Source organism: Bacteroidales bacterium (assembly GCA_013141385.1).
Classification (GTDB): domain Bacteria; phylum Bacteroidota; class Bacteroidia; order Bacteroidales; family Tenuifilaceae; genus UBA8529.
This window is the reverse complement of the sequence record JABFRB010000018.1, coordinates 37,338-63,020: the sequence shown is the minus strand read 5'-3', so window position 1 is coordinate 63,020 and position 25,683 is coordinate 37,338. Positions and strand designations below refer to the sequence as shown.

The following is a 25,683-nucleotide window of genomic DNA, read 5'->3' as shown; positions in this document are numbered from 1 at the left end:
ATTTTTACCAAAAAAATGAATGATGACCAATGTTCCTCTTGCTGAACGTATTCGCCCAAAAACTCTTGACGATTATATTGGACAAAAACACCTTGTTGGCGAAAAAAGCATACTTAGGGAGATGATAAGATCTGGAAATCTATCATCATTTATACTTTGGGGACCACCGGGTGTTGGGAAAACAACACTTGCAAAAATAGTTGCCAATCATCTAAAAAGACCGTTTCATATTCTAAGTGCTATAAATTCAGGGGTAAAAGATATTAGAGAGGTTATTGATAAGTCTAAATCACAAAAATTCTTTGATTCACCAGCCCCTATCCTGTTTATTGATGAAATACATCGTTTTAGCAAATCACAACAAGATTCATTGCTTGGTGCTGTAGAGCAGGGTGTTGTTGTACTAATTGGTGCAACAACAGAGAATCCTTCATTTGAGGTTATCTCTCCCCTTCTATCCAGATGTCAAGTGTATATTCTTAGAAATTTAGAGGAGGTAGAACTTCAAGAGTTACTTAAGAGAGCAATTGAAAATGATATTGTGCTTAAAAAGTATCAATTCAATATTGAGGAAACGGATGCTATTTTTCGCTTTTCGGGAGGAGATGCAAGAAAACTACTTAACATCCTTGAGTTAGCATTTAATTCGCAAATGCAGAATCAAGTTATTTCAATTAACAATAAGATTATCATCGAAATACTTCAAGAAAATATAGCCTTATATGATAAAAGTGGAGAACAACATTATGATATTATCTCTGCATTTATCAAATCTATCAGGGGGAGCGATCCAAATGCAGCTGTATATTGGCTTGCTAGGATGATTGAGGGTGGTGAAGAACCCAAGTTTATTGCACGTAGATTGGTGATATTAGCATCAGAGGATATTGGTTTAGCTAATCCAAATGCTTTGCTTCTTGCCACTAGTTGTTTTCAAGCAGTATCGTTAATTGGAATGCCCGAATCAAGAATTATTTTATCGCAAACAGCCATTTACCTTGCAACTTCGCCTAAAAGCAATTCTTCAATAGAAGCAATTAATTCCGCACAAGAACTTGTAAGAAGAACCGGAGATCAACCTGTCCCGCTTCATCTACGAAACGCACCAACAAAACTTATGAAAGAAATTGGTTATGGTGCCGATTATAAATATGCCCATAGCTATAAGAATAATTTTGTGGTACAGGATTTTCTCCCTGAATCCATTGCGGGAACTATTCTTTACAACCCTCAGGAAAATAGTAAAGAGACTGAAATTGCAACTAAATTGGCATCACTCTGGAAATCAAAGTATAACTATAAATAGTCAAATAAAATCATCTAAATATGAGTATTTTAAATAAAATAGAACATCTCAAGAATCTCGATTCTGGAAACTTTTTTTTAATGGCTGGTCCATGTGTAGTTGAGAATGAAGAGATAACTTTTCAAATTGCTGAAGAGATAAAGCAAATTGCTGAAAAGTATAAAGTTCCTTTTATTTTCAAAGCATCCTACAAAAAAGCAAATCGTTCGAAATTAGATTCTTTTTCAGGAATTGGAGATCAAAAAGCTTTAAAAATCCTTTCAGAGGTTAGGTCTAAGTATCAAATACCAGTTGTTACAGATATTCATACAATAGATGAGGCCTATCTTGCAGCTGAGTTTGTTGATGTATTGCAAATTCCAGCGTTTTTGTGTAGGCAAACTGAACTTTTAATTGCAGCAGCTAGGACAGGAAAAGTTATTAATATCAAGAAGGGTCAATTTGTTTCGCCCGAATCAATGAAATTTGCGGCTCAGAAAGTTGTTGAATCTGGTAATAATCTGGTATTCCTTACAGAACGTGGAACAACTTTTGGATATCAAGATCTTGTGGTTGATTTTAGGGGTATTCCAATCATGAAAGGTTTTGGTTTTCCTGTTGTTATGGATGTTACTCATTCTCTTCAACAACCCAATCAAGCTGCTGGAGTCACAGGAGGTCATCCAGAATTAATTGAAACAATTGCACGGGCTGCAATTTCAGTGGGTGCAGATGGACTTTTTATTGAAACTCACCCCAACCCTTCAAAAGCTTTATCGGATGGAGCAAATATGCTTAACATAAGTTTACTCGAAGGGTTAATTGATAGATTAGTTAAGATTAGACAAGTAATTAATAAACTTTAAGTTACAATTTTGAACAACAATAAAAAAGCCGCTCCAAATATAGGGCGGCTTCTTTAGGTTAATACCAACGATTAGAAGAAAATTCCTAAGCTAAAAATCCATTGTGAAGTTCTTTGGTCAAATTTATAGGCGGTATTATTAAGTGTCATTCCACTGCCAAGTTTACTAAGATTACCCTCGTATTTAACATCAATAGCAATTTTCTTTAGGATATCCAATCCAACACCCACTTGATAACCAAACGTCGCATTTTTAAAATTACTCTTTGTTGTTTGATTGGCCAAATCAGCTAATTTGTCCTTTAAACCATCCGTTTCATTTAACATAATTGTTGCAACTGGTCCTAAGCCTATTCGAGCTGGACCTAATTTCCAACCCACTAATACAGGAATATCAACTTTATTGAATTTCTGGGTTTCGTTATACACCTTGTTTGCTGTCACATCTGTAAGTTGAACCTCGCTCTGTGAATGGGCAAAAAGTAGTTCAGGTTGAATAAATAACCCTAATAGTTGGATTCTTCCAAAAAAACCAAATTGCATTCCAAATTTAGAGTCTCCTTGCTTTGCTATAAAATCATTTGCTCCCGAAGTAAAAGTTGTTTTATCAAATTTAACATTTGATGAGGTTAGTCCTCCCTTAACACCAAACCGAAGGAACTGTGCATTAGCAGTACCCACAATGGTAAATAATGCTAAAACTATAACTACGATATTCTTTTTCATAAAAATCAGTTTTTGATTAACAGTTAAAATTACATTTATACTTTAAATAACATGGTGAGTGAGACAATTTTAATGCCAAAAAAATTAAAATAGAGGGCTAAATAGCCTAGCAATAGATTCTTTAAGGTTGTATTTATGTGAACGTAAGTTCCATTCCTCTGAAATAACCATTTTGCTTCTTGAAAGATCATTTAAGAAAGATTTTTCTAAAAGACCAGTTATTTGTTCATCGTAAATTATGGCAGCAATTTCAAAGTTATCTTCAAAACTTCTTATATCCATATTGGCAGATCCAACAGAAGCAAATGAACTATCTATCATCAGAATTTTTGAATGGTTAAAACCATTCTGATAAAGATAAACTTTTATGCCAGCATCTAAAAGTTCAGATACATATGATAGAGAACTCCAGTATACGACAGTAGAATCAGATTTGCCTGGAAGCATTATTCTTACATCCACACCACTTAGCGATGCAGTTTTCAGAGCAGTAAGAATGCTTTCATTTGGAACAAAATATGGTGAGGCAATATAAATATGACGTTTTGCTTTAGTAATAGCTAAAAAAAAGGTCTGCATAATGCTAGCCCAATCAGAGTCGGGACCACATGCAGTAATCTGTATAGGGTGATGCGAACTAACATTTTGTTCAGGGAAATATTTTTCACGATCATTAATTATCTGATTACTAACAAAATACCAGTCAACAAGGAAAATAGCTTGTAATGAGTGAACAGCCTCTCCTATAAGTTTAATCATTGTATCTCGCCAAGGTCCCAATTCTTTACTTCCTTCTATATATCTGTCGGCAATATTCATTCCACCAACAAAACCAATCTTGCCATCAACAATAATTATTTTTCGATGATTTCTATAGTTAGCCTTACTAGTTAATAAGGGGAATTTTACCTCCATAAATGGGTATACAGAAACCCCTGCTTCCCGCATAGACCTAATATATCTTTTTGGTAAACTCCAACTTCCCACATCATCAAATACTAACCTAACCTCAATCCCTAATTTTGCTTTCTCAATAAGAATATCTTTAATCCTATTTCCAATTTTATCATCGCTAACTATATAAAACTCAATATGAATTGTACTTTTAGCAGAATTAAGTACATCAATAATTGAATTAAATGCTCCATTTCCGTCCTGAAAAATCTCAACTTCGTTGAATTCTGTTAATAGTGATTTGCTATTATTTAGTAGTAATGTAATAATGTTAAGATTGTCAATAATTTTAGAACTTCGATTGAAATTCTCTTTGTGCAGTTTTACAATTTGAAGATGGCTTAAACTCTCAAGTTGCTCTAAATCTCTTAGTCCTTTTCTATTGAAAATCTTCTCCTTACGATGATACTGTCCGAAAAAAATATAAAAGATTAACCCTGCTATAGGTAATAAAATAAGAATGAGAACCCATGAGGTTGTTTTAACCGGATCGCGTTTTTCTCTAACAACCATAATAGCAGTAGAAAAAACAGTTATAGCATATATTATTATGAGAATCAACGAAATATCCGCAGCAGAAATATTTTTCCAAATTGAAAGAAATACCATAACAATCATATTTTATTAATTGCAACTAATATAAATAAAATGAATTTCTATTACAATAGGTAATTTGAATGGAATAAAAGATTCTTATGTACAACATAAGAAAGAGTATAAAGTTAGGAAAGATATCTTTAAAATTGTTGACTAAAAATACTTAATAGGTTATTGTTGAAATCTATCAAGATTTGTTATTGCAATTACATTTTCAGGTTTAACTAAATTCACAACCTTTTTAGGTTGAATTCGACCCATAAAACTGATACAGTATATTGCATTATTATTAGATACTAACACTACTAGTTCGTCAAAGTGGTTTTTTTCTTTTTCAACTTTTACCCTAATTATTTCTTTTCCATTATTTATTTGAGCAAGATCATAGAATTTTAGGCTGTCAAGTTGTGTATTTAACTTATCTAAACACTGATATTCAGGATTATTGTTGCTATTTTTATTGATGATAAGAAATGATAATTCTTTTACGTCAACAAGAAGATCTTTAAGTTCGGAATTTCCTTTTTTAGAGTCATCTAGGAATATTGATACTATACCTGGAGGAACATTAAAATAATTTGCATTGTGATTAATACAATAACTTTTATATATATCAGAAGATGTCCTAGTCTTTACTTTCACCTTTTCGCAGGCTATTAGACTAATAGATATAGATAAAACAACAATATACCTAGTTTTATTAAGCATCATATAATCTTCTGAGGGCAAAGATAGAAATTAATATCTTCTTTTGTTTTCTTGATTATAAAAAGACTGCACCTAGGTAAAAAAGATAAAAAAAGCCCGCTTCAAGAGCGGGTTTCTTTTATCTTTTTATAAAATGTTACTTAATTTTCTCTAGATTCTCTAGTCCATTTATTTTCATTGATTTAGAAAGTTTTGCAATATTCTTAAGGTTTATATTTTCGCCTTGAATACAAATTAAAACATTATCGGATTTTCCGCCAACAACCAGAAGCAACTCAACAATTACCCCATTTATATCCTTTACTAAAAACTTTATATCCTGATCTTTATCCTTTACAACCATTAACTCTTTATAATCTTTTGCTGGAAGTTCTTTCATTATTTCATTATAAAAATTTATCCCAACATTATTAGAACTACTATCGCTTACAAGAATTTTAATACTAGTGAGTTTACTTACCAAGTCATTAAACTCTTTGTTTTCAGGGTTAACATCAGAAAACATGCTAAACATGTATTTTGAAATTAAAATTGATGTATACCCCTCTTTGCCAGAATACTTATCGAAAAGTTTATCAACCGCAGAGTTCTGACCGTTGGCTACGATAAGTGACATTGCAAAGAACATTAAAACGCAAATCCTTTTCATAATCTATAATTTTATGTTATTGTACTTAATTTTTATCAACGATAACTATATCCGAAATAATCGAAAAACGTTCTAATTCATGAGCCGAAGCACCTAATTTATCAAATTGCTGTAAACGTTTAACATTTTTATCAATAGTTGAAAAAGCCTGCATTGCATCGCATGGAATTGTCAATTTCTCAATTGGTTTAATTTCATTATAAGCGTATGAAAGTTTGGTTGAAACTAAACCTAAATATTTTTGCACTGCATTGTATGCATCATGAGGATTAGAATAAGAATCAGTTAAAATTTCAACACGCTTTGTAGGATAGAATAACCAAATACTGAGTGAGATTAAAATAAGAACGGAGGCTGCAATTGATGATAAAATCCGAATTGTTTTCCTTTGCTTATTCACTTTCTTCTCTGTTACTAATATTTTATTCCAAATTTCATTTTCAGGGAAGATAGATAACTCATTATCATTTACAAATGAAAGCAAAGCCTTATCAGAAATATTTGAATAAGGAATTTGATTTTGAGCAAAATACTTTTTAAGCAATAGCTCCTCTTCTATCGTTGTACAACCATCATAGTATTTTAATAAAATACTCTTAATTTCCTCGGGCAATATTTGATTTTTGTTATTCATATCAGTGATTATCTGGAAGTTTCTATCAACTCACGAATTTTTTTTCTTGCTCTTGAAAGCATAACCCTTAAATTTTCTTCGGATATGCCTAATTCATTGGAAATGGTATCATATTCTTTTTCTTCAAAATCTCTCATTAAAAAAATCTTTTGTTGCATTTCGGGAAGTTTTTTAAGAACCCTCCTTACCAAATCAATTTTAACATCTACTTCTTCTACATCATCTTCATTATTGTTGCTTTCGGTAACTAAAGATAATTTTACAAGACAACCCGAATCTAAAACCGTACTTTTTATTTTCTTTAGACGATCAATGCAAAGATTTCTAACTATTGTTGTTGCAAAAGCCTCAATATTACTAATGCTATTCAAATTTTTTCTAATCGTCCATAACTTTACATACAAATCTTGAACCGTATCGTGAGCATCCTCCTTATTGCCGAGTATCTTATAGCTGTATCTGTAAAATTTACCGCTATAAACCATAACCTTTTGGCTAAATTCTTGCTCGTTCATTGTCTTTCTTTCAAGGCAATCAATATATAAAGAAATGCCTAAATATTATCAGGTTTTGGTTTATTAAGTTTGTTTATTGATTCAACAATATTTTTAGGATTTATTTTCCCTGTCATTGATATTGCTACTAGAGTATCTTCATCATATATTATTATTACAACCTCTCGAATATACTCGTTATCAAACAATGCTTTAATGGTGATTTTTGATTTTGAATCAACAACACTAATTAGATTTTGGTAAGTAGATAAATCTAAATTATTACATATTCTATTATATATCAACTTATTATCTTTATCACCATTATTACTAGCAGCAAATTTTATGGAATGAGTTCCTTGTAAAAGCGGAATTATTTCCCTTGTATCGCTAAAACTTAATACATATCTAACTAGAAATGTTGGTATTCTGTAAGATTCAAGACCTTCGTTCTCTAAGAGTTTTGAAAAAACAGGTTTTGCTTTATAAGTTTTAAGAGAGTTTTCGCTTAAACCAACGGATGTTATTGTAAAGCAAGTTATTGCTATAATGAGATACTTTTTCATATTCCAGTGTTTATTAATGAATTTTAGATAGTCTTGATGAAATTAAAGTTATTTGCTAAGTCATTTAATTATTTTGACCAGATAGCATTTGATTTTTTATTCATCAAGATGTGTTAAGTATGAGAGATGATGAAAACTTCCCTGATGATTCGAATCTTTTCCCATCTCAATCAATTCCTTCATAGTAAATTGACCTTTTAATGAGAGCAGAACTTCTTCGTTATTTTCTGATGCAATAAGAATAAGGTGTATTATTTTATCGTTATCCTTTTTAACATAAAAATTGACCTTATTCTTACCATCTAAAATTTCAATCAAGCACTGATAGTTGTTTTTAGTAATGCTATTCTTAATCTCATCTTTAAAAGTTGAGTTATTTCCTTGTTGATGTTCATCGGAAATAAGAATCCTCAGATCTGATATTTTCCCTTTCAACTTATCAATATCCTTATCATTATTGATTATAAATGCAAAATCTAGTAGGTCTTTGTTTATTACGATACTCGTAAAACCGTCATTTCCAGAATATTTACGAAATAAATCGTCAATAAAATCCTGTGCTCCAGCCAAAATGGGAAGCATTGAAAAAGATAGAATAATAATAATTCGTTTCATGGCAGTGTGATTTTTAAGTTTTAATAAAATGCTTTATAGTTAACCTTTACTACCAAGACGATCGTACCTTAATAATGTAACATATTTTTATTACATTCTAAAAGAACATAATGCATTTTGCTGTAAATGAACATTTAACAACACTAAATAATAGTAACGTTTATGTAATACTGAATGTATGTTCTGTATGAAGTAACCTAGCCTAAAGTGCCTCTTAAAAAGAGGTCAATTTTTTATTAAAATTATTTGGTGACATGAATTTTATTCGTACTTTTGCCGCACCTTTTAAAAAAGGAAATTGATCTGAGAATGATCATTGGGACGCGAGGATAGTCCTTTTTTTTTGTTGATAAATTGATTCAGTAGCTCAGTTGGTAGAGCACATCCCTTTTAAGGATGGGGTCCTGGGTTCGAATCCCAGCTGGATCACAAAAAATTAGGAATCCCTTTCGATTCAGTAGCTCAGTTGGTAGAGCACATCCCTTTTAAGGATGGGGTCCTGGGTTCGAATCCCAGCTGGATCACAAAAAGCAGCCTTGGCTGCTTTTTGTGTTTTATAGAATTGTGAATAGTCTAATCAGTTTTAACCTTGCATATATAAGGTAATTTAACGCCAGAAAAATCGAAAAGTTCAATCCCAGCTTCTTTCATATCAATATCTTCGGGTTCGTAGTACCAGATTACTTCTACAGGTACTCCAATATGAGTAAATCCTTCAACGAGTTGGAGAAATGTAAGTAAGTATTTATATGAAGCAGAGTTTATATATTTAAAAAAAATTGATAGTTGAATAGGCTTTGTTAATTTCGTTTCCTTAATTTCTTCTTTATACCTTTCAATCCAGTCAATAATTGGGTCATAAAATTTAGTAACATTTTCAGGATGGCATACACCTGAAATACTAAAAATATTGGTTTTAGTGTCGAATTGTACAAAAGGAGAATCCTTAGTTTCAGCAATTAATAATTTTTCCATACTCAAAATTATAAAAACTAAACTATAAATTTAATAATAATTACAATATTTATTTTAAAATTTAACTTTTTGAAATAAATTGAAACGGAATATTAAGTAACTCTGCAAACTCCTCTCCAGATTCTTCTATTTCAACATCATGTGGAGGGTATGACCAAATAACAAGCACTTGATATCCGTTTTTTTGAATATCACGTATTTTATTCAGTATAATGAGTATCATCTTTGATGAAGAGGTATTGAAGTACTCTAAATCAATAAAAAGATTTGTTGTTGGATTTGGATCCAACTTGTATTGATCAAACCATTGAATAAGAGGGAGGTAGAAATTTTTCACGTCTTCTGGGAGTGATTTTCCCTCGATTCTAAAGATATTTTCATGCTTGCTGAACTCAACACGAGGAGTTATACTTGTTGCGTCAACAAATAAATTATTCATTATTAACAATTATGAAATATTGAAAAAATACAATCAAAATATGTGGTAAAAATATCTATTTAATAGATTGATAGCTAATGAGTTTAAATGGCATTTCGATTAAGTCTGAATAATCCTGACCAGCATCCTGCATATCCTCATCATCCGCTTGATAATACCACTCAATAACTGTTTCTTTTCCGCTAGAATGAACTTTTTTCACTACTTCAAAAAGTTCTAGTATCATTTTTGAAGATGCAGTATTGAAATAATCCATCTTGATCTTAAGAACAGTTTGATTATTAGGGTTTTTTGCATATTCATCAAACCATCTCAAAAGTGGATTATAGAATTCCTTTACGTCCTCAGGTAGCGATTTACCAGATATATCAAAAATACCTTTACTACTATCAAGCAGTACCTCAGGTGTCTCCTGTGTTCCCTTAATACTAATTACTTCCATGTTTATCCTGATTTTTTACTTTTGACATTAATCAAAATCTAAAAAAACAAATTTACAAATATTGAATTGATAATCAAATATCATTTACAATCCTTTTGGTGAGTGATTCAAAAATTGATGTTAATATCAAGTAAAAATATAGTAAGGTGTCAACTGATTTGATTTAATAAATAATTCATTACCATTTAATTCGTTCAACATATCCCTTTTTATTCATCTTCTTTATTCGTTTCTGAATTTTTTTTATAATTTTTCAGTTGTTGATCAAAAATAAATGGGAAATTGGAATTTAATCTTTATTGAGCCATTTCATTACGGCATCATTATCTAATTTTTCAAGAATTTTTAAGGGGGTATCTACGTAAATATCATTATAGAATTCATACCTATCTATTACTTCACTAGTAATTAAAGAAAAAAGTAGAAGAAGGGAATTATCATTAGTCAAACTAATAATTCCTATTGATAATATCAGCCCGAATACCCGGATAAATACTAATATAATCGATAAAGTAAGGATAGGTTGTGTCCCTTTGCGAACGATATAAAGCAAGGCTTTTATTACAATTAATGCTACAAGTAGCTTCAACAAGCCATTATATAATAATGCAAACATTAAAGCAGTTAAAATTGTATTAGAACTGTGTAATGGAGTTGTATAATTTTTTTTAGGGACTGAATATACCATTTCAATCGATATCAGCAGCAATAAGTTTAGTACCGATGTGGTCACTAGCATAAACTTAGAATGAAATAGAAACAGGTAAAGAATAGACGAAAAAAAGAAGAGTACACAAAAAAGTATTTCACGACTTAGCCAGCTTGTTCTTAAATTAGTAATTGAATGCCATGCTCTGAAGGGTTTTCCGAGGTGAAATGTGCTGAGTAAAATGCCCAAAACTCCTGTGGCTACGAATATACTTTTCAATACTATACTACCTTCTAAATCAAAGGCATATATCCAACCCGAAAGGAAAGCAAATATGAGGGTGAAGAATACCAAAGGCCATTCATTTTTAGCTTGGATTTTTGCACTTGATGTTATCTTTTGGCTTTCATACTCAATTTTTTCAAATCCAGTGATGCTAATATCCAACTGTGGAATTGCTTCTATAATTTCGGATCTTAAAGTCTTTATTCTAGGCTGATAATTAGTAGCAGGAATCCCTACAGGATATGAGTTTTGAATTTTATCTAATGAGCTAAATGATAATGCTCCTGTTGGACATTGTTTTGCACAAGAAGGTTTTAACCCTTTACTAACAAGATGATTGCATAAATTGCACTTTTCAACAATTCCATGATTCTCATTATATTTAGGTGCATCAAATGGGCAAGCCCAAGTACAATATCTACAGCCAATGCATTTTTCAGGTTGGTGAATTATTGCACCTGTATGTTCATCTTTTATATATGCTTTAGCAGGACAGGCTTTTAGGCAAGGTGCTTCAACGCAGTGGTTACAAGCTAATGAGAGGTTAAGAAACCCTGCTAAAGGTATTCTTTTAGAATTGATGGTATTAACTTGACGCCAAGCAATTGAAGGTTCTATTTTATTTTCGACATAACATGCCACCATGCAGGCGTGACAACCGACACATTTAGCATAATCGAAAATAAATCCTTCAGTTGACATGACTAAAATCTATTACTTAATTTTTTCTATTTGAACTTTGTTATCATGAAAAGCGGAACCAAAACCCATATCGGTTTCACGTCCTTTTGATAAAATATTTATAGCTCCTCCTTGGCTTCTCCACCACCCATTAGGAATAACAACACAACCTGAACTTACCTGAAATGTTAATTCGGCTTTAATTACCAACTCTCCCCTTTCGTTAAAAACCTTGACTAAATCGCCATCTAAAATATTCCTTTCCTTAGCATCTTTTGGATTAATTTGGATAGTTGGTTCACCGCTAATCATTTTAATAATTTTTAGGTTATTAAATTGGGAATGAATACGATTTTTGGTGTTTGGGCTCATCAAATAGAACGGATACTTTTTATTAAAATTGATATCGGCTTCTTCTGATTTCTCATAAGTTGGCAAGGTATTTACCCCCCATCTATTCTGAGCCTCAATAGATTTAATCTCTATTTTACCCGATGGTGTCCTAAAATTGTAATCTGAAAAAGCGATTTCCTGAAGATTTGGTGCAAGTATTGGCCCTTCTTTTAATTTCTCTATGCTTAAAGAAGGAAAAGATTCCATCTTTTTGCTAAGAAATTTATTAATAGCTTCATCATCAAGGGGTAAAAGAATATTATCGATTTGCTCCCTCGTAAAGCCCAATTTAAGAGCCAATAGGTAGTATATTTCTGTTTCTGGTTTTACTTCGCCAGCTGGCTCAACAACTTTTTGACGAAGTTGAACATAAGGATTCCAGTAAGAACCAATAATATCTGTTTGTTCAAACATATTTTTGGCAGGTAAAACTATATCCGCCTCAAGTGCAGTATCTGTAAAGAATTGCTCAACTACAACCCTAAAATCTAAAGATTTGAAGGCTTTTAGTACAGTATTAGTATCTGGGTTTTGAGAAATTGGATTACCTCTTTCAACCCAAATCATCTTCAATGGAGGGTTGGATTGTAAAAGCATACCCTCCCCTAATTTTGCTGTTGAAATAGATCGTCGAATTATTCCATCGGTTTTTTGTGGAGGGTAGTAGCATAATGGCTCTAGAACATCATCAAATACATAACTTTGAAGGTTTGCATAATGCCAACAAGCACCTAGTTTTCCAATATTTCCTGTCAAAATAGACAATGTAAGTAGGCATCTAATGGTTTGCCCACTATTGGTATAACGCTGCATTCCATAGCCTGGAATTAAGGTCATGGGTTTAATATTCCCAATCATCCAAGCCATTTTTTCAATAAAATCCTTAGGAACTCCTGTTATTGTTGATGCCCATTCTGTAGTACAACGTTGAATACTAATCTTGAAATCATCAAAACCATATACATGTTTAGATATAAAATCATGATCGATCCAATCATTCACAATAAGAAGATTTGCAATTGATAACGCTAAAGCACCATCGGTAGCAGGTATTGGTTGAACAAGTAATTCGGCTCTCTGAGTTGATTCAGTTCTCCGAGAATCAACAACAATGAGTTTACCCCCATTATCAAGTGATTTCCCAATGGGTATCATTTCCTGAATATTACTTTCGGCAGTATTTTTACCCCAAAGGACAATTAGTTTTGCATTTTCAAGATCCCAAGGAACGTTATGTTTATTTTCGCCAAGAGTTAATCGTGTAGCTTCGAGACCAGCAGGCCAGCAAAGGTTTCCATAAACTGTTGTAGCCCCACCATATATTTCTCTCCAAAATTTTAAACTTAAATCATTAAGTAATCCAGACATTCCGCTCGCAGCATAGAATAGAACGCTTTGTTGTCCAAATTCCTTTTTAAAATATTGTAATTTGCTAGCAATAGTGCTCAAGGCTTCATCCCATGTGATTCGGGAGAAAATTCCATCTGAGTTTCTTTTGTTTGGATAAATGATTCTTTCAGGAGAGTTGGCTCTTTCAACGTAACTTAATCCTTTTAAACAGATACCTTCTGGAGTTGCCCTAAAATTAGGGTTGGGTTCTACATTGATAACTTTCCCATTTTCGGTATAAACATAAAAACTACAAGTACTATAGCAATTTCGAGGGCATGCAGTTACATATCGTTCCATAAAATATTAAGAAATAAATGGCTACTTCGTTTCGCTATTATACTGCCATTCAGAAATATCAACGGCATCCTTGAAATAGTAAACTCCGCCATAAACGTGCTCTACCCTAGTATAGAAAGTAAGGACATTATTTCGATTAAAAACAGTTCTTGTTATTGTAAGCCTTTTCAACTTTGTTGTTTCATCTGTTCTCTCGTTGGAATAATTTTTCGCAATTTCTTCAGTGGGAATCTCCTTAACAACCTCTTTTACTTCTTCATATTTCTTTTTATCATTAAGGATTTTCTCATTTATTAACTTCATTTTTCTTTCTTCGTCCTCTTTTAATCTCTTTCCTTTTTCCAACTTCTCTGCATCTTCAATCGCTTTTAAACGAGCTTCTTCCGCAATCTTTCTCTCTTCTTTTTCCTTTTGTAATCGATCCTGTTCTAATTTCTTTTGTTCAGCAATTTTATTGGCTTCTTCTTCGGCTTTAGCTTTTGCTAACTCTACAGCTTTTTTTCTACTTTCTTCTAGTTGTTTTTGAGTTTCTTCCTTAAGTTTTTGCACAGCAATTAAGCGCTCCTCAGCCTCTTTATTAAGTTTTTCTTGCTCTTTAATTTTGTTTTCTTCCTCAAGTTTTTTCTTTACTTCTTGCTCTTGCTTAATCTTAATGTTTTCTGCGTTTATTCGTTCTTCATCTATTCTCTTCTTTTCAGCGATTTGTTTTAATTCCTCAGCGGCTTTCAATTTTGCATCCTCTTCAGCCTTTTTTCTTAACTCGTTTTCTTTTTTAAGGATTTCCTCTTTGAGTTTAGCCTCGTTTTCAGTTTTAATTCGAGCATCATCTTCTGCCTTTTTCTTTAGTTCAAGTTCCTTCTGTTTGGCTTCTTCCTTTTGTTTGGCCTCGAGAGCTAAGCGTTCTTCAAGTTCCTTTTTGAGTTTTTCCTGTTCCTTTTGTTTTTGTTCCTCTTCAATTCTCTTTTTTTCTTGCTCAGCAAGTAATCTCTTTTCGTTTTCTTCTTTTATCCTTAATTCTTCTTTTTTTCTTAATTCTTCCTTAATACGGGCATCATCTTCAGTTTTCTTTTTAGCATCTTCTAATGCCTTTTGTTTTAATTCGAGTTCCTTCTTTTTCTGTTCCTCTTTTTGTTTGGCTTCTGCAATCATTTTTGCATCAGCTTCTGATTTTTGGCGTGCTAACTCCTTTTCTAAGGCTTCTTTTTCTGCTTTTAATTTGGATTCTAACTCTGTTTTTCTTTTCTCGGCTTCTGCTATGAGTTTTTGCTTTTGTTCCTCGTCAACTTTTTTCTGTGCTTCTTTGGCCTTATTCCTTTGTTGCTGCTCAAACTCTTTCTCTGCTTCTTCAATTTGTTTTTTTATAGTAGCGGAGTAATCTACATCATAACCAAAATCATTTATCGATTCATCGAATCTTATTTTCCCAACAGGATTATTGTAAATCATAAGATTCATGCCATCTTTCTGTGGGAAAAGTTCAACGTCAAAACCTGTTTTATTTACTTGATCTCTGGAATAGTTTTTAGGAGCTACCGTATTGAAGTTTATTTTCTTTGACACATAGCCATTTTTCTCGAACGAAAACATATAATCGCTATCATAATCGAGCATAACCTCTATTCTACCATCGCTACTAATGAGATTTTCGCTAACTTGACTCCCATTTTTAAATAAAACTACTTTAGAGCCATTTATTTCACCTTTTTTTATTACAAGCTTAACTTTACATATTAGACTATTCTGAGCAAAGGAGTATTCATTTTGGAGTAGTAAAAATGCGAATAGTATAGAAATCAACACTATATTAGCACAACAACTTCTATTCTTAGAAAAAATAATATTACCCATACCGTTTAAAAAATCTTAATATCCAAAAATAGTCAATAATAAATTTAAACAAATCTAATCTTAAAAATAGATTTGTACATTTTTTCAACTTCCAATTATACGGCAAACTTAACAAATGTGGTAAATTTTCAAGTAATTATTTAGTCGTCCCTTAAGAAATATTTATAATGTTAATAATCAGAGGTTAATGTTGATAAATATTTCTAAGGGACGACTAATTAAAAGAGAATGCTGGGGTAGAAAAAGGAAGAAATAAAACAGTAAACCTGTAAGCCGGGTTCTGTGCGATAAATAAATTTAAGGCCTCTATCATTTATCTAGGATTATAGTCACCTATAACCTCGAGCGACCTACCCCTTACGACTTTAGGTTTCCCTAAAACAATGCGGGCAGCTCTGCTCCTTCTGCTAGACAGAAAGAATCGTAATATACATGGTCTTACAACCCATTAGGCGTACGGCATTCCGTATTGCTACAGAATCCGGTGGGCTCTTACCCCACCTTTTCACCCTTATCCCAATAAATTGAGACGGTTATTTTCTGTTACGCTACTATACCCTCGCGAATATCTTCCTGTTAGGAAGAATGGTGCCCTGAGTTGCCCGGACTTTCCTCCCCTATATTTCAAGGAGCGATAGAGCGGTTTACTGTTTATTTCAAATAACGCGGAAAGGACTAGTGAATATATACCATTGTTGCACCAAATCCGTACTCTTTGAACGATGCATCCTGATACTTAAACTTTGCATATTTTGTTTCAAGGATCTTGCGAATTTCGAGCTTTAGCTTGCCATTCCCGAGGCCATGAATAAATACCATCTTCTTGGTGCTGCTGCTTCGAATTCCCCCCTCTAATGCGGTCTCAAAGCGCGCTAATTGGGTTTGTATTATCTCCGATGCTGAAAGATTCTGGTAGTTTTCGATTAGCTCATGGATATGTAAGTCAACCTCCTCGATATCAGATTTCACCTCTTTAGGAGGTTTTGGCTTAGCCACTGTATCCTTCTGACTAATAGACTCTTTTATGGCTTCATCGGTGACTGATTTCATAAGTTCCTTCTTACGTGAATCGGCAATTGAGATAATGTAAGCCTTCTCATCGAAGAAGTCGTTTTCAGTGAATGAGCTATCCTTACACAGTTTTAGTGGGTTGATGCTAATATCCATGTACTCAGGTTGCTGAATCACATACTGAGTATTCTTAAAGAAAACCGCCTGAACATTGATAATGAAATTATTATTCAACTCACTGTTCGCATATGTTTTTATAAACTCCTTTGAATCAGGTAGTAATATTCCACTTTTGAGCGGAACTACATTCTTTTGATTCCAGACTGACAGCGAGTAGAAAACCCTATAATCGCTATCATTTATGATATGAAGAATCTGGTTACTACCAGTCAACTTGGATGAATCCTCTGGGACAAAAGCCAGGTATAAGCCAATTGTGTTACCTTGCGGATCGTTAACCTCTTTCCGAACGATTACTGGCTCAGAATGCTTCTTTATCTCAGAGTTAGCCGCATTTAGAGGCTTTTTGCTAACCGTTTTCGTACCACTAGTCTCCTTATCGGGAATGATCGAAAGCAACTTTTCGTCACCCTGACCAATTATAACAAGTTCATTATCAAGGGCTGGAACTTCAAAACCGTCATCGGTTAGGACAGCAACAGTCGTCTTGTTGATAATCTTAATTACAGTTCCTCCACCCACGTCGTTAAGGAATCTTACCTTATCTCCTATCCCACACTTCATAGTATTATTATATTGAATATCAATTAAATAAACAAATAGAATATTATTACAAAAATAGCTAATTTTGCGGAGTTTTATTGATTTAATAATAATCGCGTGGCAAATCAGCTAATTGGCAACATCCATATATCAGATTTTGACTACCCTTTACCGGATGATAGGATCGCTAAACATCCTCTGGATGAGCGTGATAAATCTAAATTATTACTTTATAAAGATTCATCGATAAAGGAGGATATTTTTTTAAACTTAGCCGACTATCTCCCCGAAAATAGCCTTGTGCTTTTCAATAATACTAAGGTGGTTCAGGCTCGTTTGCTGTTCAGACGCACCACCGGTGCTCAGATTGAGGTGTTTTTACTAGAGCCCATCACCCCTTTCGACTACGTCCTTTCGTTTGCAAGCCATACAAAGGTTATTTGGAAGTGTATCGTTGGCAATCTCAAGAAGTGGAAGGAAGATGAACTTACGATGCCTATTCCTAACAGTAAATCAACGCTTTGCGCTAGAAAAATACGTAACCTAACTGAAGGTATTGAGGTTGAACTATCGTGGGATGATACATCGCTTAGCTTTGCTAGGATTGTTGAACTTTGTGGGAATATACCAATTCCGCCATACTTAAATAGGGATGCTGATTCGGACGATAAGGATAGGTATCAGACTATATATGCCAAGCCTGAGGGCTCGGTAGCGGCTCCAACTGCGGGTTTGCACTTTACCGATAAGGTTTTCGAATCGCTCAAGGGGAAAAATATTGATATTGAATATGTTACTCTACATGTGGGTGCTGGAACATTTAAACCGGTAAAGGCTGAGAATATTAGTGACCACGAGATGCATACAGAGCATTTCATAGTGAAGAAAAGTACAATTCATAACTTACTGAATCATAAAGGGAAACGAGTTGTTGTTGGAACCACTTCGCTAAGAACATTAGAGAGTATCTATTGGCTTGGAGTTAAGGCTTTTGTAGGTAAACTAAATGAGACCTTAACTGTTTCACAATGGGAACCCTATGAGCTACCAAACAATGTAGGAATCGTAGATGCATTAAAAGCTTTGGAATCTTTAATGATCAACAAGAATACTGATTATTTAGCTGCATCAACTCAAATACTAATTGTTCCAGGGTATAAGGTAAGGATGGCGGATGCACTGATTACCAACTATCATCAACCAAAATCAACACTGCTGCTGCTTGTGGCGGCTTTTATTGGGGAGGATTGGAAGAGAGTTTATAAATATGCCATGGATAATGGGTTTAGATTTTTGAGCTATGGGGATAGTTCGTTGTTAATGCGAAATGAATAATTAGCTGCAGTTGCAGAATATCAAAAGAATTGATTTAAGAACAGGGAATAACGAACTATGATTTATGAAGTTTATAACATTAACAATCATAATATCAATATCATACAGCCTTTCACTTCCAAAATCTAAATTTGTTAATCGTTATTCATTTTTACAAGAAGTATAGATTTTGACAAAAATGATACAGAAAAAAGATAACTATAGTAGGTTCTTGCCCACCTCTAAAAAAGAGATGGAGGCGTTAGGCTGGGAACAGGCTGATGTTATCCTATTTACTGGCGATGCTTACGTTGATCATCCATCGTTTGGGGCTGCGGTTATTGGTAGAGTGCTCGAGAATATCGGTTTGCGGGTAGCCATTGTCCCCCAGCCCAACTGGCGTGACGATCTACGTGATTTCAGGAAACTTGGCCCACCTCGGCTATTCTTTGGGGTTACTGCTGGATCAATGGATTCAATGGTTAACCACTATACAGCAAACAAGCGGCTTAGAAGCGACGATGCTTATACACCCGATGATAAATCGGGTTACCGTCCCGACTATGCGGTTACTGTCTACTCCAAAATACTAAAGAAGCTATATCCCGAAACCCCTTTAATAATAGGCGGCATTGAAGCCTCGCTACGACGCTTAACCCACTACGATTACTGGAGCGATAGCCTTAAACCTAGCGTACTTATTGATTCTGGAGCCGATATACTGGTTTACGGGATGGGTGAAAAAACTATTGTTGAAATTGCCAAAAGGTTGGCCGATGGCCAATCGGTATTTGAACTTTACGATATCCCCCAAATCTCATTTATCGATTCAGATGCTAGTATATATACATCTGATAAAGAAACAATTATACTTAACTCATTTGAGAACTGCTTGAGTTCGAAGGAGATGTTTGGGGAAAATTTCAAGATAATTGAGACTGAGTCGAATAGAGTTAGCCCCAAAAGGCTTGTAGAGCCTACAAACGGTAAGTTTGTAGTGGTTAATTCACCCTATCCACTGCCTACAACGGATGAAATTGATAGCTGGTACGATTTACCGTACTCACGAATGCCACACCCTAGGTATAAAGGGAAGTTCCTACCTGCTTGGGAGATGATAAAATTCTCGGTAAATATCCACCGTGGATGCTTTGGAGGATGCAGTTTCTGCACTATTTCGGCACATCAGGGGAAGTTTATCGCTTCGCGATCGCAAAAATCGATACTCGACGAGGTGGATAAAGTAGTTGCAATGGAAGGGTTCAAGGGATATTTGAGCGATTTAGGCGGTCCATCGGCAAATATGTTTACAATGAAGGGGCGAGATCTGAAAAAGTGTGATGCTTGTAAACGGCCTTCGTGCATATTCCCTAACATCTGTAACAATCTGAATACTAGCCACGAGAACCTTCTGTCGCTGTACAGAGAAGTCAGAAAAAGATCCGGAGTTAAGAAAGCGTTTATTGGCAGCGGTGTTCGCTACGATTTATCGATGAATGAGAATGACGAGTACATCACTGAGCTCATACGCCATCACGTTTCTGGAAGGTTGAAGGTTGCCCCCGAACATACATCGGACGAGGTACTTAGGAATATGCGAAAGCCACCTTTTGAGTCGTTTAAAAAGTTTAACCAAAAGTTTAACGATATCAATAGTAAGTACTCACTAAATCAAAAGCTTATCCCCTACTTTATTTCGAGTCATCCGGGTTCAACTGAGGTTGATATGCAGGAGTTAGCAAATGAAACCAAAAAGTTACACTTTAAACTAGAGCAAATCCAAGACTTTACGCCTACTCCAATGACATTGGCATCGACAATCTACTATACAGGATTTGACCCATACACAAAAAATAAGGTATTTGTTGCTAAAACGCAAGAACAGAAACTAAAGCAAAGGAGCTATTTTTTCTGGTACCAGAAACCTAATGAAAAGTCAAAAGACAAATTTCAAAAATCAAAAATCAAAAAATAGCAATCAACAGCTTTATTTTAGAATATCCAAGGCGTTTCCAATCACTTTTATTAGCTCTTTTTGATCCTCAATACCTACCGAAAGTCTTATCATCCCTGGAAATGGGTATTTATCGCCCCAAACAGGTTCTACAGGCATTAGAATAGTATCAGCATCTCCTAAAGTTGGAACTAAGGCAATAGAATTGGCTACTTGATGAATGAACAGATCACAACGTTGAGCCTTTTCCTTTGGATTTGAACCTTTTATATCAAATGTAACCATACCTCCAAATCCTTTCCCTTTAAATAGTCTATTGGCCTCATTATGTGTTGGATGAGATTCCAGTCCAGGGTATAAAACCTTTTCTATAATTGGATGATTATTAAGGTAATTGGCAATAGCAAATGCATTTTGGCAATGCCTTGAGAACCGTAACTCAAAGGTTTTAAGCATGTCTATTAAACGATAAGAATCATCGGGAGATAACATATGCCCAACCCATTTACGATACTCAATCGCGAGTTTCAACAATTCAGGGTCATTCCCCATAACAGCACCCGCTGATAGATTTCCATGTCCAGACAGATATTTAGTTACACTCTGAAAAACTAAGTCGGCACCCGATGCAAGGGGTTTCCAAAGCAGAGGGGTAGCAAAGGTATTATCCACAATAACTATTGCACCATGCTTCTTTGCAATTCGAATCACGGCATCACCATCAAGAGCAATAAGCATGGGGTTTGAGAGTGCTTCAAAAAAGACTATTTCTGGTTTTGATTCAATTAAAGCTTTTTCAAAAGCATCCAATGAATATGAATCTCCATTGGGGGCAAAACGTATTGCTTCGATTCCTCTTCTTTCAACTAAAACTTTATCGATAAAGGAGTTTGTTCCACCATAAATTTCGGTGAAGAAAAGCCATCTATTGGGTTTATTGCTTTTTTGAAATATAGAAAGTGCAACATCTAAAGCAGCTTGACCCGATTGTGTGAGTAGTGTCCACTTTGCTCCTTCAGTCTTTGATAAGTGCTCTTCTGCTTCTACAACATTTGGGTTACGATAGCGCGAATAAATGTAGAGATCAGGACTATGGGGGTGGTTTATCTCATCTACAAAGGCTTTTTTCATTGTTGGAATATCCTCTAGTAAAAAACCAGCATCTCTATAAATAGGTGTTCTAGTGCTCTTTACATTTTTTGCTTTCATAATCCATTCTTCTAAATTTTTGCTAAAAATAGTTTTTATTCAACCTATGTGAAAATAATTGGTTACTACAGTTAGGTTTTTATTCTAAAATCACCGTTAAGACTTTTTAAAATAAGAAGAAATAGATGTTTTTTAAAAACCTAAATAACAATGTTAACGTAAATTTGATTCACTAATTTATAAATTTGCGATACTTTGAAAATGAATTACTAATCAGTTTATGATATCATTTATTCTAAATAACCAACTAATCACAACCGATAGGGCTTTTGGAGTGTCGCTACTCGATTTTATCAGGTATGATGAGGATCTTCCGGGAACCAAGATTGGATGTCGCGAAGGCGATTGTGGCGCTTGCACTGTACTTGAGGGTACTTTGGTTGATGGCAAGATGCAGTATAAAAGCATTGTTTCGTGCCTCACTCCTCTCGGAAATGCCCATGGTAAGCACATTGTGACAATTGAAGGGATAAACATGGGCCATCTATCGCCCGTTCAGAAAGCCTTCGTAGATAATGCTGCCACCCAATGCGGGTTTTGTACTCCTGGATTTGTGATGTCACTTACTGCTCATAGCCTTTCGAAGGAAAAATCAACCAAAAAAAGTGCAATTGCATCGGTTAGTGGCAATATATGTAGGTGTACAGGCTATAAATCGATTGAAAAAGCTGCAGAGGAGATTACCACAATTCTAAAAGATAAAGATATTAAAGACCCTATTGGTTGGCTTGTTGAGAATAATCATCTGCCTGCTTATTTTCTGGGCATTGGAACTCGTCTTAATAAGATTGATGCTGCAAAATCGACAAACAACCTGAATAACACAATTATAGCCGGAGGAACCGATTTGATGGCTCAAAGACCTGAAGAACTTGCAGAATCAGAGGTTGAACTGTTTCAGCATCGAGCAGAATTAAAAGGAATTAGGGTTGAAAATGGGAAGTGTATTATTGGAGCGGCAACTACTGCCAGTGATTTAATGCAATCTTCAATAATACAGGAGGTTATTCCTGATATGGCAACATATTTCAAGTTAGTATCATCGGAACCTATACGAAATATGGGGACTATAGCAGGGAATATTGTGAATGCCTCGCCAATTGGTGATTTATCGATTATGTTCCTTGCTTTAAATGCTGAAGTTATTTTAAACGATAGAATTGTTCCTTTAAAAGATTTCTTTATTGGATATAAGAAGTTGAATATCAATAAGGGAGAGTATGTTAAGAGTATCTGTTTTGCAATACCTACAAAAATAAGTCTTTTCAACTTTGAAAAGGTAAGCAAAAGGACTCATCTTGATATTGCTAGCGTTAATAGTGCAATTCAAATACGATTGGATGGTGACAAGATTCTGGAATGCAGTTTATCTATAGGAGGTGTTAGTCCAATCCCACTATATCTTGCAAAAACTAGCGAGTATCTCAAAGGAAAGACTGTATCAAAGACAACAATACTTGAGACTAATAGGATACTGCAAGAAGAAATATCACCAATCAGTGATGTTCGTGGAAGTGAGGATTATAAAAGACTTTTGGCAAGGCAACTATTCTTTGGGCATTTTATTAAACTATTTTCAAATCGAATTAACTTGAGTGATTTATTATAAGATTTTAAACACGGAGTTACACAGAGTTAGGCACGGAGTTTCACGGAGAAAATGAATATTATGAACAATATAGATTCCATCAATCATGTAACGGGCAAGTCGGTATACCTTGATGACATTCCAGTTCAGAAAGGAACACTGCATGCGGTTATTCTAGGTTCACCTGTTACCCATGGGAAGATACTTCACCTAGATATTTCTAAAGCCGAGGCTTTACAAGGAGTTGTGAAGGTATTTACACCTAAAGATATTACTGGCAGAAACCAGATTGGTGGAATAATTGATGATGAACCGCTTTTTGCAGATGGTGAGGTACATTTCAACGGACAAGCTGTTGCTCTAGTTGTTGCAAAGGATGAGCACACAGCCAGAAAAGCACTAAAACTTATCGATTTAAAAATTGAAGAACACGAAGCAGTTATTGATCCTCGCATTGCTAAAGAGAAAGGATTACTACTAATTCCACCAAGAACATTTAGATTAGGTGATGTTGAATCTGCTTGGGCAAAATGTGATTATATCTTCGAAGGGCAAGTAGAGAGCGGCGGCCAAGAGCATCTATATATTGAAACACAGGGAGCATACGCCTACCCTGTCGACAATGGTAGTTTAAAGGTTCATTCATCTACTCAAGGGCCTACAGCTGTACAAAAAACAATCTCAAAGGTTTTGGGTATTCCGATGAACCGGATTGAAGTTGATGTAGCCCGTTTAGGTGGCGGATTCGGCGGAAAAGAGGATCAAGCATCAGGGTTTGCGGCAATGGTGGCACTTACGTCTTTTGTACTGCAAAAACCTGTTAAACTATCACTTCATAGGTTAGACGATATGCGGATGACAGGTAAGCGTCACCCATACAGTTCTGATTTTAAGATCGGTCTTTCAAAAGACCTAAAGATATTGGCATACCAAACAACACTTTACCAAAATGGCGGTGCGGCTGCGGATTTATCGCCTGCAATCATGGAAAGGACACTATTTCATTCAACAAACTGCTATTTTATTCCAAACACTGAGGTTACTACCTATAGTTGCAAAACGAATCTTCCACCTAATACTGCATTTAGAGGATTTGGTGGTCCACAAGGGATGTTTGTAATCGAATCGGCGATTGCTAAAGCGGCTAATGAGCTCAATATTCCCACAAGAAAAATTCAAGAACGGAATTTTTTGAAGGATAACGATGAATTCCCCTACGGACAGATCGCGAAAAACGTAAATATTAGCAATTGCCTAAATTCTGCCGACAAGTTGTTTAAGATTGAAAAGATAGAAAAAGAAGTTGCGGAGTTTAATAGTAAAAACGATCTGTTCAAAAAAGGAATGGCGCTAATGCCTATCTGCTTTGGGATTTCGTTTACTAATACATCTATGAACCAGGCACGAGCGTTGGTTCATATTTATCAGGATGGTAGCATTGGAGTTAGCACCGGTGCTATTGAGATGGGTCAAGGTGTAAACACCAAGATGGCTCAAATTGCATCAAAGGTTTTCTCTGTTGATATCAAAAGGGTAAAGTTGGAAACGACCAATACGTCTAGGGTAGCCAATACGTCACCCACAGCAGCAAGTTCTGGAGCCGATTTAAACGGTAATGCAGTTCTTATTGCCTGCAACGAACTACTTAAGAGACTTAAATCATCTGCAGCAAAAATGCTTAATTGCAGTGCTGATGAGATTAGTTTGAAGGATGAATTAGTACTAAAGAATGGTCAAGCAACCGATATTGGTTGGGAAAAACTAATAATGACAACCCATTTAAGCAGAATTAGCCTAACCGAAAATGGACATTACTCCACTCCTACAATATTCTTCGATAAAACTAAGGAAAAGGGACATCCTTTCGCCTACCATGTTTATGGAACAGCAATTGTAACCGTTACACTCGATTGTTTAAGAGGAGTTTATGAGGTTGATGATGTGCTAATTGTTCATGATTTTGGGAATAGTATCAACCCTACCATTGACAAGGGACAGGTTGAAGGCGCCGTTGTACAAGGGATTGGCTGGATGACTATGGAAGAGATAGCATTTAATAAAGAAGGAAAACTTCTCTCGAATAGTCTTTCTACCTACAAAGTGCCAGATATCTACTCTGCACCAAAGGTTTTAGATTGTCAACCACTGGAAACTGAAGGACCTGATTTTGCTATACTGAAATCTAAAGCGGTTGGTGAGCCACCATTTATGTATGGTATAGGAGCATTCTTTGCAATTCAGAATGCTATCAAAGCATTTAATCCAAACTACAATGTTGATTTTGATGCACCGCTTACACCTGAAAAGGTGTTAATGAGGTTGTATGGGAAGAATGTATAAACAAAAAGGAGCACAATGAGAGTGCTCCTTAATAATTCAGATACGTTATA

Annotated in this window: 22 protein-coding genes, 2 tRNA genes and 1 other RNA gene; 8 read left to right on the top strand and 17 right to left on the bottom strand. The window is 34.7% G+C overall.

Features of this window, described 5'->3' with window-relative positions; all coding sequences use genetic code 11:
- The first annotated feature begins 22 nt into the window (after positions 1 to 22).
- Together HOO91_10475 and kdsA are read left to right on the top strand one after the other, a co-directional pair.
- Positions 23 to 1,306: a replication-associated recombination protein A gene (locus tag HOO91_10475; protein NOU17966.1), complete on the top strand. Its 1,284-nt coding sequence runs from the start codon at positions 23 to 25 to the stop codon at positions 1,304 to 1,306.
- 20 nt (positions 1,307 to 1,326) lie between these two features.
- Positions 1,327 to 2,151, top strand: coding sequence for a 3-deoxy-8-phosphooctulonate synthase (gene kdsA, locus HOO91_10470; protein ID NOU17965.1), 825 nt, complete (start codon positions 1,327 to 1,329; stop codon positions 2,149 to 2,151).
- Between the two features lie 71 nt (positions 2,152 to 2,222).
- Here kdsA and HOO91_10465 read toward each other — a convergent pair whose 3' ends face one another.
- From HOO91_10465 to HOO91_10430, 8 genes are all read right to left on the bottom strand, one after another.
- On the bottom strand, positions 2,223 to 2,876 hold the full coding sequence (locus HOO91_10465) for a PorT family protein (protein ID NOU17964.1): 654 nt from the start codon (positions 2,874 to 2,876) through the stop codon (positions 2,223 to 2,225).
- An 84-nt stretch (positions 2,877 to 2,960) separates the two neighbouring features.
- Positions 2,961 to 4,439 (bottom strand): cardiolipin synthase, encoded by a 1,479-nt coding sequence (cls, locus tag HOO91_10460; GenBank protein ID NOU17963.1) that lies wholly within the window; start codon positions 4,437 to 4,439, stop codon positions 2,961 to 2,963.
- A gap of 159 nt (positions 4,440 to 4,598) precedes the next feature.
- Entirely contained in the window at positions 4,599 to 5,135 is a 537-nt protein-coding gene (locus HOO91_10455) for a DUF4252 domain-containing protein (protein NOU17962.1), read from the bottom strand.
- 136 nt (positions 5,136 to 5,271) lie between these two features.
- Positions 5,272 to 5,784 (bottom strand): DUF4252 domain-containing protein, encoded by a 513-nt coding sequence (locus tag HOO91_10450; protein NOU17961.1) that lies wholly within the window; start codon positions 5,782 to 5,784, stop codon positions 5,272 to 5,274.
- 25 nt (positions 5,785 to 5,809) lie between these two features.
- Positions 5,810 to 6,418, bottom strand: a complete 609-nt coding sequence (locus HOO91_10445; GenBank protein ID NOU17960.1) for a hypothetical protein — start codon at positions 6,416 to 6,418, stop codon at positions 5,810 to 5,812.
- An 8-nt stretch (positions 6,419 to 6,426) separates the two neighbouring features.
- On the bottom strand, positions 6,427 to 6,933 hold the full coding sequence (locus tag HOO91_10440; GenBank protein NOU17959.1) for an RNA polymerase sigma factor: 507 nt from the start codon (positions 6,931 to 6,933) through the stop codon (positions 6,427 to 6,429).
- Between the two features lie 38 nt (positions 6,934 to 6,971).
- The gene (locus HOO91_10435) at positions 6,972 to 7,478 is read right to left on the bottom strand and encodes a DUF4252 domain-containing protein (protein ID NOU17958.1); all 507 of its coding nucleotides are present in this window, start codon (positions 7,476 to 7,478) and stop codon (positions 6,972 to 6,974) included.
- A gap of 96 nt (positions 7,479 to 7,574) precedes the next feature.
- On the bottom strand, positions 7,575 to 8,093 hold the full coding sequence (locus HOO91_10430) for a DUF4252 domain-containing protein (GenBank protein NOU17957.1): 519 nt from the start codon (positions 8,091 to 8,093) through the stop codon (positions 7,575 to 7,577).
- A 356-nt stretch (positions 8,094 to 8,449) separates the two neighbouring features.
- On the opposite strand from HOO91_10430, the gene HOO91_10425 reads away from it, so the two are divergent.
- Both HOO91_10425 and HOO91_10420 read left to right on the top strand, forming a co-directional pair.
- Positions 8,450 to 8,522 (top strand) — tRNA-Lys (locus tag HOO91_10425).
- Between the two features lie 22 nt (positions 8,523 to 8,544).
- Positions 8,545 to 8,617, top strand: a tRNA-Lys gene (locus HOO91_10420).
- Between the two features lie 49 nt (positions 8,618 to 8,666).
- Here the strand turns inward: HOO91_10420 and HOO91_10415 are convergent.
- The 8 genes from HOO91_10415 to HOO91_10380 form a co-directional block, all read right to left on the bottom strand.
- Entirely contained in the window at positions 8,667 to 9,068 is a 402-nt protein-coding gene (locus HOO91_10415) for a DUF1987 domain-containing protein (protein ID NOU17956.1), read from the bottom strand.
- A 61-nt stretch (positions 9,069 to 9,129) separates the two neighbouring features.
- Entirely contained in the window at positions 9,130 to 9,507 is a 378-nt protein-coding gene (locus tag HOO91_10410) for a DUF1987 domain-containing protein (GenBank protein NOU17955.1), read from the bottom strand.
- Between the two features lie 55 nt (positions 9,508 to 9,562).
- Complete coding sequence (locus tag HOO91_10405) at positions 9,563 to 9,949, bottom strand: DUF1987 domain-containing protein (protein NOU17954.1); 387 nt, start codon at positions 9,947 to 9,949, stop codon at positions 9,563 to 9,565.
- 289 nt (positions 9,950 to 10,238) lie between these two features.
- A complete protein-coding gene (locus HOO91_10400; GenBank protein NOU17953.1) occupies positions 10,239 to 11,585 on the bottom strand; it encodes a dimethyl sulfoxide reductase anchor subunit in 1,347 nt (448 codons plus the stop codon).
- Between the two features lie 12 nt (positions 11,586 to 11,597).
- Positions 11,598 to 13,646, bottom strand: a complete 2,049-nt coding sequence (locus HOO91_10395) for a molybdopterin-dependent oxidoreductase (protein ID NOU17952.1) — start codon at positions 13,644 to 13,646, stop codon at positions 11,598 to 11,600.
- A 21-nt stretch (positions 13,647 to 13,667) separates the two neighbouring features.
- Complete coding sequence (locus tag HOO91_10390) at positions 13,668 to 15,092, bottom strand: hypothetical protein (GenBank protein ID NOU17951.1); 1,425 nt, start codon at positions 15,090 to 15,092, stop codon at positions 13,668 to 13,670.
- A 655-nt stretch (positions 15,093 to 15,747) separates the two neighbouring features.
- An RNA gene (gene rnpB / locus HOO91_10385) (RNase P RNA component class A) lies at positions 15,748 to 16,145 on the bottom strand.
- 24 nt (positions 16,146 to 16,169) lie between these two features.
- Positions 16,170 to 17,249 carry a DUF2027 domain-containing protein gene (locus HOO91_10380; protein NOU17950.1) on the bottom strand — a complete coding sequence of 360 codons (1,080 nt, stop codon included), beginning with the start codon at positions 17,247 to 17,249 and terminating at the stop codon, positions 16,170 to 16,172.
- A 111-nt stretch (positions 17,250 to 17,360) separates the two neighbouring features.
- Here HOO91_10380 and HOO91_10375 point away from each other — a divergent pair, with 111 nt between their 5' ends.
- Positions 17,361 to 18,563, top strand: a complete 1,203-nt coding sequence (locus HOO91_10375) for an S-adenosylmethionine:tRNA ribosyltransferase-isomerase (protein ID NOU17949.1) — start codon at positions 17,361 to 17,363, stop codon at positions 18,561 to 18,563.
- A 178-nt stretch (positions 18,564 to 18,741) separates the two neighbouring features.
- Positions 18,742 to 20,517, top strand: coding sequence for a YgiQ family radical SAM protein (locus tag HOO91_10370; GenBank protein NOU17948.1), 1,776 nt, complete (start codon positions 18,742 to 18,744; stop codon positions 20,515 to 20,517).
- A 12-nt stretch (positions 20,518 to 20,529) separates the two neighbouring features.
- On the opposite strand, the gene HOO91_10365 is transcribed toward HOO91_10370, so the two are convergent.
- On the bottom strand, positions 20,530 to 21,705 hold the full coding sequence (locus HOO91_10365; protein ID NOU17947.1) for a PLP-dependent transferase: 1,176 nt from the start codon (positions 21,703 to 21,705) through the stop codon (positions 20,530 to 20,532).
- A 220-nt stretch (positions 21,706 to 21,925) separates the two neighbouring features.
- On the opposite strand from HOO91_10365, the gene HOO91_10360 reads away from it, so the two are divergent.
- Both HOO91_10360 and HOO91_10355 read left to right on the top strand, forming a co-directional pair.
- Positions 21,926 to 23,314: a 2Fe-2S iron-sulfur cluster binding domain-containing protein gene (locus HOO91_10360; protein ID NOU17946.1), complete on the top strand. Its 1,389-nt coding sequence runs from the start codon at positions 21,926 to 21,928 to the stop codon at positions 23,312 to 23,314.
- Between the two features lie 60 nt (positions 23,315 to 23,374).
- The gene (locus tag HOO91_10355) at positions 23,375 to 25,633 is read left to right on the top strand and encodes a molybdopterin-dependent oxidoreductase (GenBank protein NOU17945.1); all 2,259 of its coding nucleotides are present in this window, start codon (positions 23,375 to 23,377) and stop codon (positions 25,631 to 25,633) included.
- Positions 25,634 to 25,683 lie beyond the last annotated feature (50 nt).